At 64.5% G+C, this 17337-nt stretch carries 14 protein-coding genes and 1 pseudogene; 10 read left to right on the top strand and 5 right to left on the bottom strand.

Going from position 1 to position 17337, the window contains the following annotated elements; all coding sequences use genetic code 11:
• The first annotated feature begins 447 nt into the window (after nt 1–447).
• From BN2475_RS25305 to BN2475_RS25280, 6 genes are all read left to right on the top strand, one after another.
• Nucleotides 448–1695 (top strand): pyridoxal phosphate-dependent aminotransferase, encoded by a 1248-nt coding sequence (locus BN2475_RS25305; RefSeq protein ID WP_094782236.1) that lies wholly within the window; start codon nt 448–450, stop codon nt 1693–1695.
• A gap of 94 nt (nt 1696–1789) precedes the next feature.
• The gene (locus tag BN2475_RS25300; RefSeq protein WP_094782206.1) at nt 1790–3121 is read left to right on the top strand and encodes a homoserine dehydrogenase; all 1332 of its coding nucleotides are present in this window, start codon (nt 1790–1792) and stop codon (nt 3119–3121) included.
• Nucleotides 3122–3129: 8 nt separating this feature from the next.
• Nucleotides 3130–4581, top strand: coding sequence for a threonine synthase (thrC, locus tag BN2475_RS25295; protein WP_094782205.1), 1452 nt, complete (start codon nt 3130–3132; stop codon nt 4579–4581).
• Nucleotides 4582–4895: 314 nt separating this feature from the next.
• Nucleotides 4896–6203 (top strand): molybdopterin molybdotransferase MoeA, encoded by a 1308-nt coding sequence (locus tag BN2475_RS25290; protein ID WP_094782204.1) that lies wholly within the window; start codon nt 4896–4898, stop codon nt 6201–6203.
• A 25-nt stretch (nt 6204–6228) separates the two neighbouring features.
• Nucleotides 6229–6486, top strand: a complete 258-nt coding sequence (gene moaD / locus BN2475_RS25285) for a molybdopterin converting factor subunit 1 (RefSeq protein ID WP_094782203.1) — start codon at nt 6229–6231, stop codon at nt 6484–6486.
• Nucleotides 6487–6586: 100 nt separating this feature from the next.
• Nucleotides 6587–7063, top strand: coding sequence for a molybdenum cofactor biosynthesis protein MoaE (locus BN2475_RS25280; RefSeq protein WP_094782202.1), 477 nt, complete (start codon nt 6587–6589; stop codon nt 7061–7063).
• 141 nt (nt 7064–7204) lie between these two features.
• On the opposite strand, the gene BN2475_RS25275 is transcribed toward BN2475_RS25280, so the two are convergent.
• Nucleotides 7205–7744 (bottom strand): group III truncated hemoglobin, encoded by a 540-nt coding sequence (locus BN2475_RS25275; protein WP_094782235.1) that lies wholly within the window; start codon nt 7742–7744, stop codon nt 7205–7207.
• A 308-nt stretch (nt 7745–8052) separates the two neighbouring features.
• On the opposite strand from BN2475_RS25275, the gene BN2475_RS25270 reads away from it, so the two are divergent.
• Nucleotides 8053–8559 (top strand): Rrf2 family transcriptional regulator, encoded by a 507-nt coding sequence (locus BN2475_RS25270; RefSeq protein WP_094782201.1) that lies wholly within the window; start codon nt 8053–8055, stop codon nt 8557–8559.
• Nucleotides 8560–8679: 120 nt separating this feature from the next.
• Nucleotides 8680–11277 carry an ATP-dependent chaperone ClpB gene (gene clpB / locus BN2475_RS25265; protein WP_094782200.1) on the top strand — a complete coding sequence of 866 codons (2598 nt, stop codon included), beginning with the start codon at nt 8680–8682 and terminating at the stop codon, nt 11275–11277.
• Nucleotides 11278–11416: 139 nt separating this feature from the next.
• On the opposite strand, the gene BN2475_RS25260 is transcribed toward clpB, so the two are convergent.
• Both BN2475_RS25260 and BN2475_RS25255 read right to left on the bottom strand, forming a co-directional pair.
• Complete coding sequence (locus BN2475_RS25260) at nt 11417–11848, bottom strand: YidB family protein (RefSeq protein WP_094782199.1); 432 nt, start codon at nt 11846–11848, stop codon at nt 11417–11419.
• Between the two features lie 202 nt (nt 11849–12050).
• A pseudogene (locus BN2475_RS25255) lies at nt 12051–12558 on the bottom strand (ComEA family DNA-binding protein).
• A gap of 313 nt (nt 12559–12871) precedes the next feature.
• Here BN2475_RS25255 and BN2475_RS25250 point away from each other — a divergent pair.
• Entirely contained in the window at nt 12872–13363 is a 492-nt protein-coding gene (locus BN2475_RS25250) for a MerR family transcriptional regulator (protein WP_094782198.1), read from the top strand.
• On the top strand, nt 13315–13761 hold the full coding sequence (locus BN2475_RS25245; protein WP_094782197.1) for a carboxymuconolactone decarboxylase family protein: 447 nt from the start codon (nt 13315–13317) through the stop codon (nt 13759–13761). Before BN2475_RS25250 ends, BN2475_RS25245 begins: the two co-directional genes overlap by 49 nt.
• 182 nt (nt 13762–13943) lie before the next feature.
• Here the strand turns inward: BN2475_RS25245 and BN2475_RS25240 are convergent, their stop codons facing one another.
• Nucleotides 13944–15323: an MATE family efflux transporter gene (locus BN2475_RS25240; RefSeq protein ID WP_094782196.1), complete on the bottom strand. Its 1380-nt coding sequence runs from the start codon at nt 15321–15323 to the stop codon at nt 13944–13946.
• 2 nt (nt 15324–15325) lie between these two features.
• Complete coding sequence (locus BN2475_RS25235; protein WP_094782195.1) at nt 15326–17083, bottom strand: ArnT family glycosyltransferase; 1758 nt, start codon at nt 17081–17083, stop codon at nt 15326–15328.
• Nucleotides 17084–17337 lie beyond the last annotated feature (254 nt).

The following is a 17337-nucleotide window of genomic DNA, read 5'->3' as shown; positions in this document are numbered from 1 at the left end:
CTGTGCCGCCACAAGCGGCGCCCCAGCGCAGCGGCGCGGCCCACCGGCTACCTGCATTGGTCCGGCTCGCTTTCGTCGGCTTTTTTCCCCAGATTTTGCCGGGATTTGCCCCAAGTTTTATCCGTTTTTATCCGTTTCGCTGCAAAACCGGCGCGAGCGGGCGCGAGTCTGGCGTAATCCGCCGCAGTCGGGCGCCGCGCGGGCAGGAAAGGCTTCGAAAGCAACTCCCGCACGCGGCGACTGCAACAAGCAGCGGCCGCTCGCAGGGCGGCCTGACCCGGGCGGCCCAGAGAGGACATTGAACCAGGACGTAGAACCAGGATGCCGAACCGGCGTCCGGTGGCCATTGCTGGCCCTGCCGCGCCCGAACTCCCCGTATCGGCGAATTTGCCCGGCCCGGACGTTGTCAGCCCGTGCCGATTCGCTCAAGCCATCAACCAGGATGAAGTGCCCGTCGTGAAACCGATTCTCAAATCCAACAAATTGTTGAATGTCTGCTATGACATTCGCGGGCCCGTCCTCGAACATGCGAAGCGGCTCGAAGAAGAAGGCCACCGCATCATCAAGCTGAACATCGGCAACCTCGCGCCGTTCGGCTTCGATGCGCCGGACGAAATCATTCAGGACATGATCCTGAACCTGCCGGGCTCGTCCGGGTACTCGGATTCGAAAGGTGTGTTCGCCGCGCGCAAGGCGATCATGCATTACACCCAGCAAAAGGGCGTGCAGGGCGTCGAGCTGGACGACATCTACATCGGCAACGGCGCCTCCGAGCTGATCGTGATGGCGCTGCAAGGCTTGCTCAACGACGGCGACGAAGTGCTGCTGCCCGCGCCCGACTACCCGCTGTGGACCGCCGGCGTGAGCCTCGCGGGCGGCACGCCGGTGCACTACGTCTGCGACGAATCGAACAGCTGGATGCCCGACCTCGACGATATCCGCGCGAAGATCACGCCGAACACGCGTGCGCTCGTCGTGATCAACCCGAACAATCCGACCGGCGCGCTGTATTCGGACGAACTGCTGCTCGGCCTGATCGAAATCGCGCGCCAGCACGGCCTCGTGATCTTCGCCGACGAGGTCTACGACAAGATCGTCTACGACGGCAAGACCCATACGTCGATGGCGGCGCTCTCCGAAGACGTGCTCACCGTCACGTTCAACAGCCTCTCGAAGAGCTACCGGTCGTGCGGCTATCGCGCCGGCTGGATGTTCATCTCGGGCCTGACCGGCGAGAACCGCCGCCACGGCAAGGACTACTTCGAAGGGCTCGGCATTCTCGCGTCGATGCGGCTGTGCCCGAACGTGCCCGGTCAATACGCGATCCAGACCGCGCTCGGCGGCTATCAGAGCATCAACGACCTGATCCTGCCGAGCGGGCGCCTGTACAAACAGCGCGAACTCGCGTATGAGATGCTGACGGCCATCCCCGGCGTAAGCTGCGTGAAGCCCGAAGCGGCGCTGTACATGTTCCCGCGCCTCGATCCGAAGGTGTATCCGATCCAGAACGACCAGCAGTTCATCCTCGATCTGCTGCTGGCGGAGCGCGTGCTGCTCGTGCAGGGCACCGGTTTCAACTGGAAAACGCCGGATCACTTCCGCGTCGTGTTCCTGCCGAACGTGGACGATCTCGCGGATTCGATCAACCGGATCGCGCGTTTCCTCGACGGCTACCGCAAACGCCACACGGCCTAGCGCACAATGGAGCGCACGGCGCGGCCGACACCGCAGTGCGCGCCAGACCCGACACCCGTTTCCTTTCAATCATCTATTCGAAAACACACGCTGCATGGAACCGATCAAAGTTGGACTGCTGGGCTTCGGCACGGTAGGCAGCGGCACCTTCACGGTACTGCGCCGCAATCAGGAAGAAATCAAACGCCGCGCGGGCCGCGGCATCGAGATTGCGCGCATCGCCGTGCGCAACCCCGCCAAGGCGACCGCGGCGCTCGGCAGCGCAGCCGGCACCGTGGCGCTGACCGATGACTTCAACGCGGTGGTCGACGATCCGTCGATCGATATCGTGGCCGAAATGATCGGCGGCACCGGCGTGGCGCGCGAGCTCGTGCTGCGCGCGATCAACAATCGCAAGCATGTGGTCACCGCCAACAAGGCGCTGCTCGCCGTGCACGGCACGGAGATCTTCGAAGCGGCGCACGCCAACGGCGTGATGGTCGCGTTCGAGGCGGCGGTGGCGGGCGGCATTCCGATCATCAAGGCGCTGCGCGAAGGCCTCACGGCCAATCGCATCCAGTACATCGCGGGCATCATCAACGGCACCACGAACTACATCCTGTCGGAGATGCGCGATCGCGGGCTCGATTTCGCGACCGCGCTGAAGGCCGCGCAGGAACTGGGTTACGCCGAAGCCGATCCGACCTTCGACATCGAAGGCGTGGACGCCGCGCACAAGTTGACGATCATGAGCGCAATCGCGTTCGGCGTGCCGGTGCAGTTCGAGCGCGGGTACGTCGAAGGCATCAGCAAGCTTGCCGCGATCGACATCAAGTACGCCGAGGAACTCGGCTATCGCATCAAGCTGCTCGGCATCACGCGTCGCGCCGAGCGCGGCATCGAGTTGCGCGTGCACCCCACGCTGATTCCGGAAAAGCGCCTGCTGGCCAATGTGGAAGGCGCGATGAACGCGGTGGTCGTGCATGGCGACGCGGTCGGCGCCACCCTGTACTACGGCAAGGGCGCGGGCGCGGAGCCGACGGCGTCCGCGGTGGTGGCCGATCTGGTCGACGTGACGCGCCTGCACACGGCCGATCCCGAGCATCGCGTGCCGCATCTGGCGTTCCAGCCGGACAGCCTGTCGAACACGCCGATCCTGCCGATCGACGAGGTGACGAGCGGCTACTACCTGCGTCTGCGGGTGGCGGACGTGACCGGCGTGCTGGCTGACATCACACGCATTCTGGCCGACACCGGCATCTCGATCGACGCGCTGCTGCAGAAGGAATCGGAGCAGGTCGACGCGAACGGCAAGGGCGAAACCGACATCATCCTGATCACGCACGTCACGGTCGAAAAGCAGGTCAACGCGGCGATCAAATCGATCGAAGCGTTGCAGACCGTTGTCTCGCAAGTCACGAAGCTGCGCATGGAAGCGCTGAACTAGGCCGAACTATGAACTACCTCTCCACGCGCGGCGCCGGAGCCGGCGAGCGCCATACCTTTTCCGACATCCTGCTGGGTGGTCTCGCGAAAGACGGCGGCCTGTACCTGCCCGCCGAATACCCGCGCGTCACCGCCGACGAGCTGACGCGCTGGCGCGCGCTGCCGTATGCGGACCTCGCGTTCGAGATCCTCTCGAAATTCAGCGACGACATTCCCGCCGAAGACCTGCGCGCGCTGACGCGCAAGACCTACACGGCCGCCACGTATTGCCACGTGCGCGATGGCGAAAGCGCCGCGCAGATCACGCCGCTGAAAACGCTGGGCGTCGAGAGCGGTGCGCCGCTTTCGCTGCTGGAACTGTCGAACGGTCCGACGCTCGCGTTCAAGGACATGGCAATGCAGTTGATCGGCAACCTGTTCGAATATGCGCTGGCCCGGCACGGCGAGACGCTGAACATTCTCGGCGCGACTTCGGGCGACACCGGCAGCGCGGCCGAATACGCGATGCGCGGCAAGCAGGGCATCCGCGTGTTCATGCTGTCGCCGCACAAGAAGATGAGCGCGTTCCAGACCGCGCAGATGTACAGCCTGCAGGACCCGAACATTTTCAACCTCGCGGTCGAGGGCGTGTTCGACGACTGCCAGGACATCGTCAAGGCCGTGTCCAACGATCACGCTTTCAAGGCGAAGTACAAGATCGGCACGGTCAACTCGATCAACTGGGCGCGCGTCGTCGCGCAGGTCGTGTATTACTTCAAGGGCTACTTCGCTGCGACGAAGTCGAACGACGAGCGCGTGTCGTTCACGGTGCCGTCCGGCAACTTCGGCAACGTGTGCGCGGGTCACATCGCGCGCATGATGGGGCTGCCGATCGAGAAGCTGGTGGTCGCGACGAACGAAAACGACGTGCTCGACGAGTTCTTCCGCACCGGCATCTACCGGGTGCGCAAGGCGGCCGAGACGTACCACACGAGCAGCCCGAGCATGGACATTTCGAAGGCGTCGAACTTCGAGCGCTTCGTGTTCGATCTGCTGGGCCGCGATCCGGCGCGCGTGCTGCAACTGTTCCGCGACGTCGAGGAAAAGGGCGGTTTCGACCTCGCGGCGAGCGGCGACTTTGCGCGCGTGAAGGAATTCGGTTTCGTGTCGGGGCGCAGCAGCCACGAGACCCGCCTGGATACGATCCGCGACGTGTTCGAGCGTTACGGCACGATGATCGACACCCACACGGCCGACGGCCTGAAGGTGGCGCGCGAGCATCTGCAGCCGGGCATTCCGATGATCGTGCTGGAAACCGCGCAACCGATCAAGTTCGGCGAAACGATCCACGAAGCGTTGTTGCGCGAACCGGGGCGGCCGGCTGCGTTCGCGGGTCTGGAGTCGCTGCCGCAGCGCTTCGAAGTGCTGCCGGCAAACGCGCAGCGCGTGAAGGACTTCATCGTCGCGCATACGGGCGAGTAAGGGATCAGTTGGGCCAGTTGGTCCGATTGGGTCCGATTGGGTCCGGTTGGGTCCGGTTGGGTCCGGTTGGGTCCGGTTGCGTGGGCCGGCGGCTCACGCGACATCGCACGATGCGCGCCGCCGCTATGGGCGATGCATCCCATGCATCCGCTGCACAAAAAGCGCTTGCCGCGAAGTGGTCGCGGCAAGCGTCGAAAAGAACAAAAAATTCTCCTCACGTCACGCCGCCCAGGCTGATGGCATCGACCGCTACAATGTTCTTTTACCCTGCGGCTTCGAAACCTGAGATGTCCACCCCAACGCCCCGCGCTCCGATGCTCGCCACTGCCGAAGCGTTGGCGACCCTGCTTGGCGCCGCGCACCCGATCGCCGGCACCGAATCGATTCCGACGCTGGACGCGCTGAACCGCGTGCTATCGGCCGACGTCACGTCGCCGCTCGACGTCCCGCCGATGAACATCAGCGCGATGGACGGCTACGCGATCCGCACGGCGGACCTCGCAAGCGAAGGCAATACCCGGTTGCCGGTCTCGCAGCGCATTCCGGCCGGCCACGCGCCCACGCCGTTGATGCCCGGCACGGCGGCGCGCATCTTCACCGGCGCAACGGTGCCGCCCGGCGCGGATGCGGTCGTGATGCAGGAGCAAGCCGAAGCCACGGGCGACACAGTCTCGATCCTCCATCGTCCGCAAGAGGGCGAATGGATCACCGCGCAAGGCGCGGACATCCGCAGCGGCTCGGTCATCCTGCCGGCGGGCACACGGTTGACACCACAGGCGTTGGGGCTCGCCGCGTCGGTTGGCTGTGCCGCGCTCGAAGTGCGCCGGCGCGTCAAGGTCGCCGTGTTTTTCACCGGCGACGAGCTGACCATGCCGGGCGAGCCGCTGAAACCCGGCGCGATCTATAACTCGAATCGCTTCACGTTGCGTGGACTGCTGGAAAAGCTCGGCTGCGACGTGACCGACTACGGCATCGTCGCCGACCGGCTCGACGCGACCCGCGCGGCGCTGCGCGAAGCCGCCGCGGCACACGATCTGATCCTGACTTGCGGCGGTGTGTCGGTTGGCGAGGAAGATCACGTCAAGCCGGCTGTGGAGGCGCAAGGGCGTCTGTCGATGTGGCAGATCGCGATGAAACCGGGCAAGCCGCTCGCGTTTGGCGCAGTGCGCCGCGCCGCGGCGCACGACGGCGCTGATGTGGCGGCGGCAGCGGCAACGGCCCCGGCAACGGCAACGGCAACGGCAACGGCCCCGGCCCCGGCCCCGGCATCCGCAGAGACGGAAACCTTTTTCATCGGTCTGCCGGGCAACCCGGTCTCCAGCTTCGTGACCTTCCTGCTGTTCGTGCGACCGTTCGTGCTGCGCCTCGCCGGCGTGCAGACCGTCGCGCCGGGCACGCTATCGCTGCGCGCGGATTTCACCCAGAGCAAGGCGGATCGCCGCAACGAATTTCTGCGTGCGCGCATCAACGCAACCGGCGGCCTCGATCTGTTTGCGAACCAGAGCTCGGCCGTGCTGACCTCGACGGTGTGGGGCGACGGGCTGATCGACAATCCGCCGAACCACGCGATCAGCGCCGGCGAAACCGTGCGTTTCATACCCTTTTCCGAACTGCTGAACTGAGGCCGGCAACAGCCGGTGGCATCCCATGAAGATTGAACTTCGCTATTTTGCGAGCGTGCGTGAAGCGCTCAACACGGCCGACGAAACCGTCGATCTGCCGGACGGCATCGCGACCGTCGGCGATGTGCGCGCATGGCTGCGCGTACGCGGCGGAATCTGGGCCGACACCCTCGCTGAGGGCCGCGCGCTGCGCATGGCCTGCAATCACGTGATGACCGACGCCGGTACCCGGATCACCGAAGGCTGCGAAGTCGCGTTCTTTCCGCCCGTCACTGGCGGCTAGGCGGCACTCAATCGCTCAATCGCACGATCACCCGATCACCCGATCACCCGATCACCCGATCACCCGATCACCCGATCACCCGATCACCCAGGAGCCGCCGATGCCCGTCCGCGTCCAGACCGAAGACTTCGATCTCACCACCGAGGTGGCCGCGTTACGCACGCGCAATCCGAGGATCGGCGCGGTCGCCTGTTTCGTCGGCACCGTGCGCGATCTGAACGATGACAGCACGGTCGAGACGATGGAGCTCGAACACTATCCGGGCATGACGGAGAAGTCGCTGGAGGCGATCGTCGCGAGTGCGTGCGAGCGTTGGCCGGGCATCGACGTGCTGATCATCCATCGCGTCGGCAAGCTGTATCCGCTCGACCAGATCGTGCTGGTTGCGACGACGGCCGCGCATCGCGGCGATGCCTTTGCGTCGTGCGAATTCGTGATGGACTATCTGAAGACCCAGGCGCCGTTCTGGAAGAAAGAGAAGACCGAGGCCGGCGAGCGCTGGGTCGATGCCCGCGTCACCGACGACGCCGCGCTCGCGCGATGGGGCGTCGAAGCAGGGAATCAAACGAAGAAGTAGGCGCGCGTCGCGTGGTTGTCGCGCCGGCAGGCGGCGTTGAAAGGTGAAAGCGCACCCGGGCGCACCCGAGGCGCACTCACCCGAGGCGCACTCACCCGAGGCGCACTCACCCAAGGCGCACCCAACGCGCTGCGTTCAACCTCATTCGTCGCGTGCGCGGCCAATGATCGGTGTCGGAAACGGCTCGCCAGCCGGACGTGCCGGGTGACGGGCGTCGTCGTCACGCGCACGCCGCGGCGCCACGCGCTCGAGTAGCGCCTGCTGTTCCGCCGGAATCTTGTAATCCCAGCCGAAGCGGCTCAACTGCAGGCTCTGCGCGATCCGCAGCGCCGGTTCCATGAAGCGGATCGCGGCGGCGGGCTGATAGCGCGACTCGACCGTATCCAGAAACAGATACAGCCAGCGGCTGAAGTGCTGCGGCTCGATCCCGTCGAGCGGCTGATGCGCCTGCTGCACATTGCCGCGGTACTGCTTCGCGCCGAGCACGAGGCTGCCCCAGAACGTGCACATCTTCGGCAGATGGTCGTCCCAGCGGCCCGCAAGCGTCGCTTCGAAGACCGGGCCGAGCAGCGGATCGGCGCGCACGCGATCGTAAAACGCGTACACGAGGTCACGAACATTGGCCTCGGTCGGCTCGGCGGCGCGCTCGACCACCGGCGCGGCAGGAAAGGAGGGATTCATGCAGATTCCATAAAAATGCAGCGTTGGATCGCGGCCGGCCAAATGGTGCCGTGGCAGCGGAAATGACCTCGAATCGCAGGTATACAAAAGGAGGAGGGCCACAAATACCCTGCTTTTCGTAAGAATGGCCTATGCGGGAAACGTTACCATTGCTACCGGAAGACATCTGCCGCCTGGCTTGACGACGCAATATGGACAAACATGCGTCAAGCCTGCATCTTATGGCGAAGCGGCGGCCCTCGGCAACCCTTGCATCGACGCGGTTTTCTCCTGGATCGCGGCCTGCGCTCATCGTGACACCTGCATCCATGAGACTCACCGATTACACCGATTACTCACTACGCGTTCTGGTGTACCTGACTGTGCGAGGCAAGGGATTGTCGACGATCCAGGATATCTCGCACGCTTACGGCATCTCCCGCAATCATTTGATGAAAGTGGTCCAACAACTCGGCGAGCGCGGCTGGGTCGAAACCGTGCGCGGGCGCAATGGCGGCCTTCGAATCGCCGAGCAAACCCGCACGCTGACCGTGGGCGAGGTCGTGCGGGTGACGGAAAGCGATTTCGCGCTGGTCGCTTGCCTGCCTGACCGGCATGGCCAGAGCCGCTCCTGCGTGATCACGGCGCAGTGCCGCCTGCGCGTCGCACTGGAGGCGGCGCGCGACGCGTTCCTTGCCGAACTCGACCGGTACACCATCGGCGACGTCGCGACGCCGCACGGCCCGCTGGCCGCGCTGCTGGGACTGGACGGCGTGATTCCGATCGTACCGGTCGCGACCGCGCCAACCGCCGGCGATGGCGTGCCGGTCCAGTAAATTCGGGCCGGGACGCTCGTTTCGCTCAAATGTTAAATAGTTGCCGTTGAGTACAAAAAGAGGCTTGAAACCCGCTTAAAGCTCCTCATTTTGGTGGTAATCGAAATTGGAGGTCTCTTGATGAGAATCGACAAACTCACCACTAAATTCCAGGAAGCGCTGGCGGATGCGCAGAGTCTGGCCGTCGGCCACGACAATCAATACATTGAACCGGTGCATGTGCTGTCCGCGCTCGTCGCCCAGCAGGATGGCTCGGCGCGCTCGTTGCTGTCGCGCGCAGGCGTGCACGTCCAGGCACTGCAAACGGCGCTCGGCGATGCGATGACGCGCTTGCCGCAAGTGCAGGGCACTGACGGCAACGTGCAGATCGGCCGCGAACTGACCGGCTTGCTGAATCAGGCGGACAAGGAAGCGCAAAACCTCAACGACACGTTCATCGCGAGCGAGATGTTCCTGCTCGCGGTCGCGGACGACAAGGGCGAGGCCGGGCGTCTCGCGCGCCAGCACGGCCTGTCGCGCAAGTCGCTGGAAAGCGCGATCGCGGCGGTGCGCGGCGGCTCGCAGGTGCATAGCCAGGACGCCGAGAGCCAGCGCGAAGCGCTGAAGAAGTACACGGTCGACCTGACCGAGCGTGCGCGGGCCGGCAAGCTCGACCCGGTGATCGGCCGCGACGACGAAATCCGTCGTTCGATCCAGATCCTGCAACGCCGTACCAAGAACAATCCGGTGCTGATCGGCGAGCCGGGCGTGGGCAAGACCGCGATCGTCGAAGGGCTCGCGCAGCGCATCGTCAACGGCGAAGTGCCGGAAACGCTGAAGGGCAAGCGCGTGCTGTCGCTCGACATGGCCGCGCTCTTGGCCGGCGCCAAATATCGCGGCGAGTTCGAAGAGCGGCTGAAGGCCGTGCTGAACGATATCGCCAAAGACGAAGGGCAGACCATCGTCTTCATCGATGAAATCCACACGATGGTCGGCGCCGGCAAGGCCGAAGGCGCGATGGACGCGGGCAACATGCTCAAGCCGGCGCTCTCGCGCGGCGAACTGCATTGCGTCGGCGCCACCACGCTCGACGAATATCGCAAGTACATCGAAAAGGACGCCGCGCTCGAACGCCGTTTCCAGAAGGTGCAGGTCGACGAACCGTCGGTGGATGCGACGATCGCAATCCTGCGCGGCTTGCAGGAAAGGTATGAACTGCATCATGGCGTGGACATCACCGACCCGGCCATCGTCGCGGCGGCTGAACTATCGCATCGCTACATCACGGATCGTTTCCTGCCGGACAAGGCGATCGACCTGATCGACGAAGCCGCGTCGAAGATCAAGATGGAAATCGATTCGAAGCCCGAAGCGATGGACCGGCTCGACCGCCGTTTGATCCAGTTGAAGATCGAACGCGAAGCCGTGAAGAAAGAGAAGGACGAAGCGTCGCAAAAACGTCTGCAACTGATCGAGGAAGAAATCGATCGGCTCAATCGCGAATATTCGGACCTGGAGGAAATCTGGACCGCCGAAAAAGCCGCGGTGCAGGGCAGCGCGCAGCTGAAGGAAGAGATCGAGAAAACGCGTGCGGAAATCACGCGCCTGCAGCGTGAAGGCAAGCTCGAGAAGGTCGCCGAGTTGCAATACGGCAAACTGCCGGGACTCGAGGCGCAACTGAAGGAAGTGACCCGGGCCGAGGCCGAGGAGCAGAACAGTCCGAAGCGTCCGCGTCTGTTGCGCACCCAGGTCGGCGCGGAAGAAATCGCGGAAGTCGTGTCGCGTTCCACCGGCATTCCGGTCTCGCGGATGATGCAGGGCGAACGCGAAAAGCTGCTGCAGATCGAGGCCAAACTGCACGACCGCGTGGTCGGTCAGGACGAAGCGATCAACGCGGTGGCCGATGCGATTCGCCGCTCGCGTGCGGGTTTGTCGGATCCCAACCGTCCGTACGGTTCGTTCCTGTTCCTCGGACCGACCGGCGTGGGCAAGACCGAGCTCTGCAAGGCGCTGGCGGCGTTCCTGTTCGATTCGGAAGATCATCTGATCCGTATCGACATGAGCGAATTCATGGAGAAGCACAGCGTCGCGCGTCTGATCGGCGCGCCGCCGGGCTATGTCGGCTACGAAGAGGGCGGTTACCTGACCGAAGCCGTACGCCGCAAGCCGTATAGCGTGATCCTGCTCGACGAAATCGAGAAGGCGCATCCTGACGTGTTCAACGTGCTGCTGCAAGTGCTCGACGACGGCCGCATGACCGACGGCCAGGGGCGTACCGTGGACTTCAAGAACACGGTGATCGTAATGACCTCGAACCTTGGGTCGCAGGTGATCCAGTCGATGGTCGGCGAGCCGCAGGAAGCGGTCAAGGACGCGGTCTGGGAGGAGGTGAAGCTGCACTTCCGGCCCGAGTTCCTGAACCGGATCGACGACGTCGTGGTGTTCCATGCGCTCGACCGTTCGAACATCCAGTCGATCGCGCGAATCCAGCTGCAGCGTCTGCATGAGCGGCTCGCGAAGCTCGACATGCAACTGGTGGTGTCGGACGCGGCGCTCGAGCACATCGGCAAGGTTGGCTACGATCCGCTGTTCGGTGCGCGGCCGTTGAAGCGTGCGATCCAGCAGGAGATCGAGAACCCGATCGCCAAGCTGATTCTGGCCGGCAAGTTCGGTCCGAAGGATGTGATTCCGGTGGAAATGGAAGACGGCAATCTGGTGTTCGACCGCGTCGTGCATTGAGCGCAGCGCGTTCCATGCGGTGGGGAGCGGCGGTGGTCGAGCCGTTCCGCCAGAAATTGAAAAGCGGCAACGAAGTCAGCTTCGTTGCCGCTTTTTTTGTCGCGCCGGCCAATTCGCCGGAATGGGGCTGCCCGCGTCTTTACGCGTTGCCCTTATTGCCGAGCAGCGCCGACAGGCCGCCGAGCGCGCCGAGCACGGTGGTGGGGTTCAGCTTGCCTTCGGCCGGCACTTCACCGTCGGGCGTCGCGGCGTTGACCACATGCGGCAGAATCTGCGACAGCAGCCCCGTGACCTGGTCCGGTTGCACGCCGGCCTTCGCCGCGAGGTTGGTGACGGCTTCCGAGCCGAGCACGCTGTGCAGCGCATCGGGCGTGATCGGCTGGTTCTCGCCGTTGCTGACCCACGACGACACCACATCGCCGAGGCCCTTTTCCTTGAAGCGGTCGATCAGGCCGTTCAGGCCGCCCGGCTGGTTATTGACGAACTCGAGAGCGGCTGCGACCAGCGCTTGCTGGCTGCCGCTTTCTGGGGATTTGCCGAACAGGGAACCGATAGTATCGAGTAGGCTCATGATGCTCTCTCTTGAATGCTGACACGTGCTCGACGGGTCGGCGGGGTGAACACGCCGCACGGTTGCGCGGCGCAATGGGAAAGAAGGCGGGCGGCGGGGCGGCCTCGCTATGTGCATGACACATGGATCATGCGCGTAGCACGGGGTTCTCGCGATGCCGTCACCCACCCCTGCGGGCATTGCTACACATCGAGGCGCGTCGTTACGCGCCAGAGGCGGCGTCCGAAGCAGCCTTGCTCTTTTTCGCCTTCTTCTTCGAGGCCTTGGTGCCGGATGCTTCGGCCGGCGCAGAAGCTGCTGCTTCGGACGCCGCGGCCTTGCTCTTCTTCTTCGACTGCGACGCTTTCGCGCTGGCCGCTTCGGCAGGCGCCGCTGGCGTCGTGGCCGCGGTCGTGGCCGGCGCGGTGGTTGCGGCAGGCGCGGCTGCGGGCGCCGCCTTGGTGCCTGCCGTGCTGCTGGACTTCGTGGCAGTCTTGGCGCCGGTCGGCGGCGCTGCCGAGCCCCTTGACGCGTGCGGCGAGATCATCGGCGTCCTTGAACGGGCCATTTTTGGTGCGTTCGTCGATGATCGCCTTTGCATGCACCGGTCCGATACCCTTGACCGATTCGAGCGCCGCCTGATCGGCGGAATTCACTTCGACGGCCGCCGCAAATGCGGCCGACAGCGACAGCGCCAAGGCAACGCAAAGCATCAAAAGCTTCTTCAGCATGGCAAGCACTCCATCGAGGGCAAAGCAATCAAGCCGGGAACGCATGGCGCATCCTGTGGCCAGCGCTGCGCTTAAGGATAGAACAATTCGTGCGCCCCATTTGCGAATGCGGACGATTTATACCGATCGATTCATGACAAGTAAATCAGCATGAACAATATTTAAATCTTTTTGTTTGATTCTTTTGCATTGGTATCAGGTTCTTGCGAGTTTATCTATCCATGTCGCGCGCCATGGAAAATCAGCATGTGGATAAATGACAGCGACAGGCGCTTGACTTAGAGTGCACTCGAAGTCCTAACCTGAGTCCGTCATGTCGAAAATCTCAACCGCACTCACCATCGGGCAGGTCGCCGAAGCGATCGGCGTCTCCACGCATACGCTGCGTTACTACGAACAGGCTGGCCTGATCCGGTCGGTCGGGCGCACGCAGGCGGGGCATCGCCTGTATTCGCCGGCCGATCTCGACTGGCTGCAGTTCGTGATGCGTCTGAAGGCGACCGGCATGCCGATCGCCGGGATGCAGGCGTTCGCGGCGCTGCGCGCGCAAGGCGAGCCGACGATGGGTGCGCGCCGCGACTTGCTGGTCGCGCATCGGGATGCGGTGCTGGCGCGGATCGCCGGGTTGCAGAGCAATCTCGGCGCGATCGTCGACAAGATCGCGTACTACGAAGCGGCGGGGCAGAACACCGCCGCGGACCATCCGGCACGACAGAGCGACACAACCCCTTCTTCACATTCGGACGAGGACTCACCATGGACTACGCACACACAGACCGTTACACGCGGGGCTGGGACAAACTGAAGGAGATCGACGGCTCGGCCGGCGAGCAGGTGATTGCCGCGCTCGCACCGATCGCGCCGGATTTCGGCCGGCTGCTGATCGAATTCGGCTTCGGCGATATTTACAGCCGGCCGCAGCTCGATCTGCGCACGCGCGAAATCGCGACGATCGCTTCGCTCGCGACACTCGGCTGCGCGCAGCCGCAACTGAAGGTGCACATCGAAGCGGCGTTGAACGTCGGCTGCACGCGCGAGGAGATCGTCGAGGTGTTCATGCAGATGGCGCTCTATGCGGGCTTCCCGGCCGCGCTGAACGCGCTGTTTACCGCCCGCGAGATTTTCGAGCGGCATGATCAGGCGGCTGACTCGGCGCAGCGGACGAGGGGAGTCGAGGTGGCGCAGGAAGTGGTCGCGGCTTGAGATCCGCGCTGGCAGGACAACGCAAGCGGTCGCCTCGCGGTGCCGCTTTTCTCTCCGGTTCGAATGCAACTAACGGTCAAGCATTTGCCAAGGCTTCGACAACCCGTCAGTGATCGGGCATCTAACACCGGGTTCAGCAAGCAAGTCGGCCACGTCGCAGTCGTGCGGCCAGCTGACCTCGTTCAAGCCGCCGAATCCACCGGCACCGCCGCGTCGGCGCGCAGATACCGCTGGCTCACCGTCTTCCAGTACATCAGCAGCCCGGCACCGGCGATCGCGAGGCTCGCCGTATTGGCGACCCAGAATCCACGCGCGCCGGTCAGCCATACCGGCGTCACGCCGGTCACATTGAAGCCGAGCAGGTAGCCGCCGCCGAGCCCCACGCCCCACAACGCAACCGCGTAGATGGCGGTCGGCACGACTGCCACCTTGTACGCCCGCAGCACGAACGCGGTGGTGATCTGCAATGCGTCGAACAGGTGGTAGCACGCGACGATCAACACCAGCGGCAGCGCCGCCGCGACGACCTGCGCATCCGGTGTGTAGCCTTTGATGATGTACGGCCGCAGCGTCAGCACGATCGCGCCATAACAGCAGGCGATCGCGACGGCCATTACGATGCCGTGACGCGACAGCGTGCGCGCCGCTTCCGGACGATGCGCGCCGAGCGCCTGGGCCACCAGCGTCGACGCGGCGATGCCGATCGACAGCGGCGTCATGTACAGCACCGCGCCGATATTGCCGGCGATCTGATGGCCGGCGAGCGTGGTCGTGCCGAAGCGCGCGATGAAGAGCGCCATGAACGTGTAGGACGTGACTTCGATCAGATACGACAGGCCCATCGGAATGCCCAGCCGCAACTGCGCGACCTGGCGCCGCCAGACCGGCCAGCAGAAGTGCGCGAAGATCGCGAACGGCTTGAATACGTCGACGCGCGTCAACAGCAGCATGCCGAGCACGGCAAGCCCCCAGTTGATCGCCGTGCTGGCGAGCGCGCAACCGGGACCGCCGAGCGCGGGCATGCCGAGCCCGCCGAAGATGAACCACGTGTTGAGCGGAAACTTGAGCAGCAGCGCGCCGATCTGCAGGATCATCACGAGCCGAGGTTGACCGACGGCATTCGTGACCGAGCCATAAACCCGGAAAGCGAGCCCGGCCGGCAGGCCGAAGGCCAGAATCCGCAGGTACGCGACCGTGCGCTCGTGCAGCGCCTCGGGCACGCGTGCGAGGTGCAGCGCGGGCCCCGGAAAGAACAGGATCAGGAAGCCGATCACGGTCAGCGCCAGTGCGAGCCACAATGCCTGGCGAACTTCCTCGCCGATCTGCGTGTAGCGGCCCGCGCCGTAGAGCTGCGCGGTGATCGGTTGCAGCGCGGTCAGAATGCCGGTCAGACCGATGTAGACCGAAATATAGATCGATGAGCCGAGCCCGAGCGCAGCCAGATCGATGGCCGAATAGCGGCCGACCATCGCGGTGTCGATCACACCGAAAGCGATGATCGCCAGTTGGCCGATCAATACGGGCCATGCGAGCGCGGCGATCTTCCGTACATCGGCGAACATGGTCAGTCGAGCTTCTTGTGCCAGCCGCGGCGTTTGACGGCCGGCGGCTTGGGACGATCGATGCGCTCGTAGAGGCGGAAGCGTTCGTCGCGGTCGGCCGCGCGGCGGCCTTCCCACACCAGCTTCCAGATGTAGTCCGGCATCGCGCTCGGCGCGCCATACTCCTGCGTGTCCTGGCGCAGGATCACGTCGCAGTCTTCGTCGAACGAGAAGCGCATGTCGCCGAAATACGCGAAGGTCGCGATCTGCGCATTCCCAAGCCGTACCGGCGAAATGCACGTGTAGTCGTCAGGCAGATGGCTCGCGATCTGCTGGGCGACGTCCTTGTAGGTCCGGCTGTAGTTGACGACCGGCAACCACAGCGTCATCAGCAGCACCCACATCAGCGTCGTGCCGGCGCTCGAAAGCACCACGCTGCGCCACAGCACTTTTGGATGGCGCGCGAGACGCCAGCGCACCAGCATGAACCAGCACACCGTCACGGCGACCGCGCACACGAACGACAGGATCTTGAACTGCGGCGCGAAGCCCGGTGCGAGCCGCGCGAGGTTGCGCGCGAGTGGATGCGGGAAGCCGGTCAAGCCGGCCACATACACCAGCCAGACGAAGCTGCCGAGGATCGTGAAGCTCAGCAGAGCGAACCAGTCGATCGCGTTGATCGCGCCGCGTTTGAGCGTCGGCAGCGCGAAGGTGGCCAGCACCGCGAGCGGCGGCAGCAACAGCATGTAAAGCCGGTTCGACTGATGGCTCTGCAGGATCACCAGCACCAGCAGCGGCCCGATCACCGACAGCGGAATGGCCACGTGCGGCGCGCGCCGCAGACCCGACCAGCTGAACCACGCCCAGACCGCCAGCGGCCACGCCGGCCACGTGAAGAGCGGCAGGTTTTTCAGCGCGTACGCCGCGACCGAGCTGGGCGGCCCCGCGAACGCACTCAGGCTGACGCGCACCCATTGATTCAGGTACCAGACGGCGTCGTCGGGAAACACGGCGAGCGCGGCGATCGGCCACGACACCGCGAGCGCGAGCGCCACCGGCAGGCCCGCCAGCAGCAGCCAGCGCGAGCGCGTTTCGCGCACGATCAACGCCATCGCCAGCGTGCCGAGCAGCAGCGCGCCGACCAGCACCGGGCTGCTCGCCAGCGTGACGAGGCCAAGCGCGAGGCCCCAGATCAGCGCGCCCTGGATCGGCTTGTCGATCATGCGCACGAGCCCGTACACGAGCATCGCGATGCAGACGAACTGCGCCAGTTGCGGCGTGGTTTCGTGGCCGCGTTCGGCGAGACCGAAGCAGGCGAGCAGGATCAGCAACGCACCGTCGGCAAGCGTGCGGCCGTAGTCGCGCGGCTCCGGCTCGCCGCCGAACGCATATTTGAACGGTTGCACTTCGGCGCGCCGGCCGAGCAGATAGGCGGCATACCAGACGAACGCGCAGCCCGCGCAAAAGAGCAGGCCGGTGAACACGCGCGACGCGTTGCTCGCATCGACCCACGGCGCGAGCGCGCGGATCGCGCTGGCGCCGAGCCAGTAGCCGAGCGGGCCGTCTTCGGTCACGTATTTGCCGACCAGATTGGGCAGCAGCCAGTCGTGGACGCCGCCGTTCGCCATGGTCCACATCACACCGAAGCCGGCTGCGTCCTCGTTCTTCCACGGGTCGCGGCCAAATAGCCCGAACGATGCGTAGACGATACAGATGGTGAGCAGCAGCCAGCGCGGCAACGCACTGGTCGCTGAGGCAGTGAGGCGAACGACAGGTCTCATGCGGTATGTGGAAATTGGATAAGCGGTGCAGCCGGGACCGGACGACATGTCCGGCCGCAATGGCTCTTCTTGAGCATCCGGCATTGTAGTCATGCCGTGTGACGCACGTCACGGCCGGTAACGGCCTGCAACGTGTTTGCGAAAGCTTGCAATACGACACCGCGCGACACCGCGCGGCGCGCTCGCGGCACGGTTCGCGGCCATGCCGTCGATACCGCGTGCGGCGACAAAAAAGGGCAGCTCGCGCTGCCCTT

Source organism: Paraburkholderia ribeironis, assembly GCF_900019265.1.
Classification (GTDB): Bacteria; Pseudomonadota; Gammaproteobacteria; order Burkholderiales; family Burkholderiaceae; genus Paraburkholderia; species Paraburkholderia ribeironis.
The sequence above is the reverse complement of the archived record's forward strand: the minus strand, read 5'-3'. Positions and strand labels throughout refer to the sequence as shown.

Bases quoted from the DNA above. Each gene is read 5' to 3' on its own strand.
- BN2475_RS25280 (WP_094782202.1), top strand. From the start codon at position 6,587: ATGCCCGTCCGCGTCCAGACCGAAGACTTCGATCTCACCACCGAGGTG.
- thrC (WP_094782205.1), top strand. From the start codon at position 3,130: ATGAACTACCTCTCCACGCGCGGCGCCGGAGCCGGCGAGCGCCATACC.
- BN2475_RS25270 (WP_094782201.1), top strand. From the start codon at position 8,053: ATGAGACTCACCGATTACACCGATTACTCACTACGCGTTCTGGTGTAC.
- BN2475_RS25245 (WP_094782197.1), top strand. From the start codon at position 13,315: ATGGACTACGCACACACAGACCGTTACACGCGGGGCTGGGACAAACTG.
- BN2475_RS25260 (WP_094782199.1), bottom strand. From the start codon at position 11,848: ATGAGCCTACTCGATACTATCGGTTCCCTGTTCGGCAAATCCCCAGAA.
- moaD (WP_094782203.1), top strand. From the start codon at position 6,229: ATGAAGATTGAACTTCGCTATTTTGCGAGCGTGCGTGAAGCGCTCAAC.
- BN2475_RS25300 (WP_094782206.1), top strand. From the start codon at position 1,790: ATGGAACCGATCAAAGTTGGACTGCTGGGCTTCGGCACGGTAGGCAGC.
- BN2475_RS25235 (WP_094782195.1), bottom strand. From the start codon at position 17,083: ATGAGACCTGTCGTTCGCCTCACTGCCTCAGCGACCAGTGCGTTGCCG.
- BN2475_RS25240 (WP_094782196.1), bottom strand. From the start codon at position 15,323: ATGTTCGCCGATGTACGGAAGATCGCCGCGCTCGCATGGCCCGTATTG.
- BN2475_RS25275 (WP_094782235.1), bottom strand. From the start codon at position 7,744: ATGAATCCCTCCTTTCCTGCCGCGCCGGTGGTCGAGCGCGCCGCCGAG.
- clpB (WP_094782200.1), top strand. From the start codon at position 8,680: ATGAGAATCGACAAACTCACCACTAAATTCCAGGAAGCGCTGGCGGAT.
- BN2475_RS25250 (WP_094782198.1), top strand. From the start codon at position 12,872: ATGTCGAAAATCTCAACCGCACTCACCATCGGGCAGGTCGCCGAAGCG.
- BN2475_RS25290 (WP_094782204.1), top strand. From the start codon at position 4,896: ATGCTCGCCACTGCCGAAGCGTTGGCGACCCTGCTTGGCGCCGCGCAC.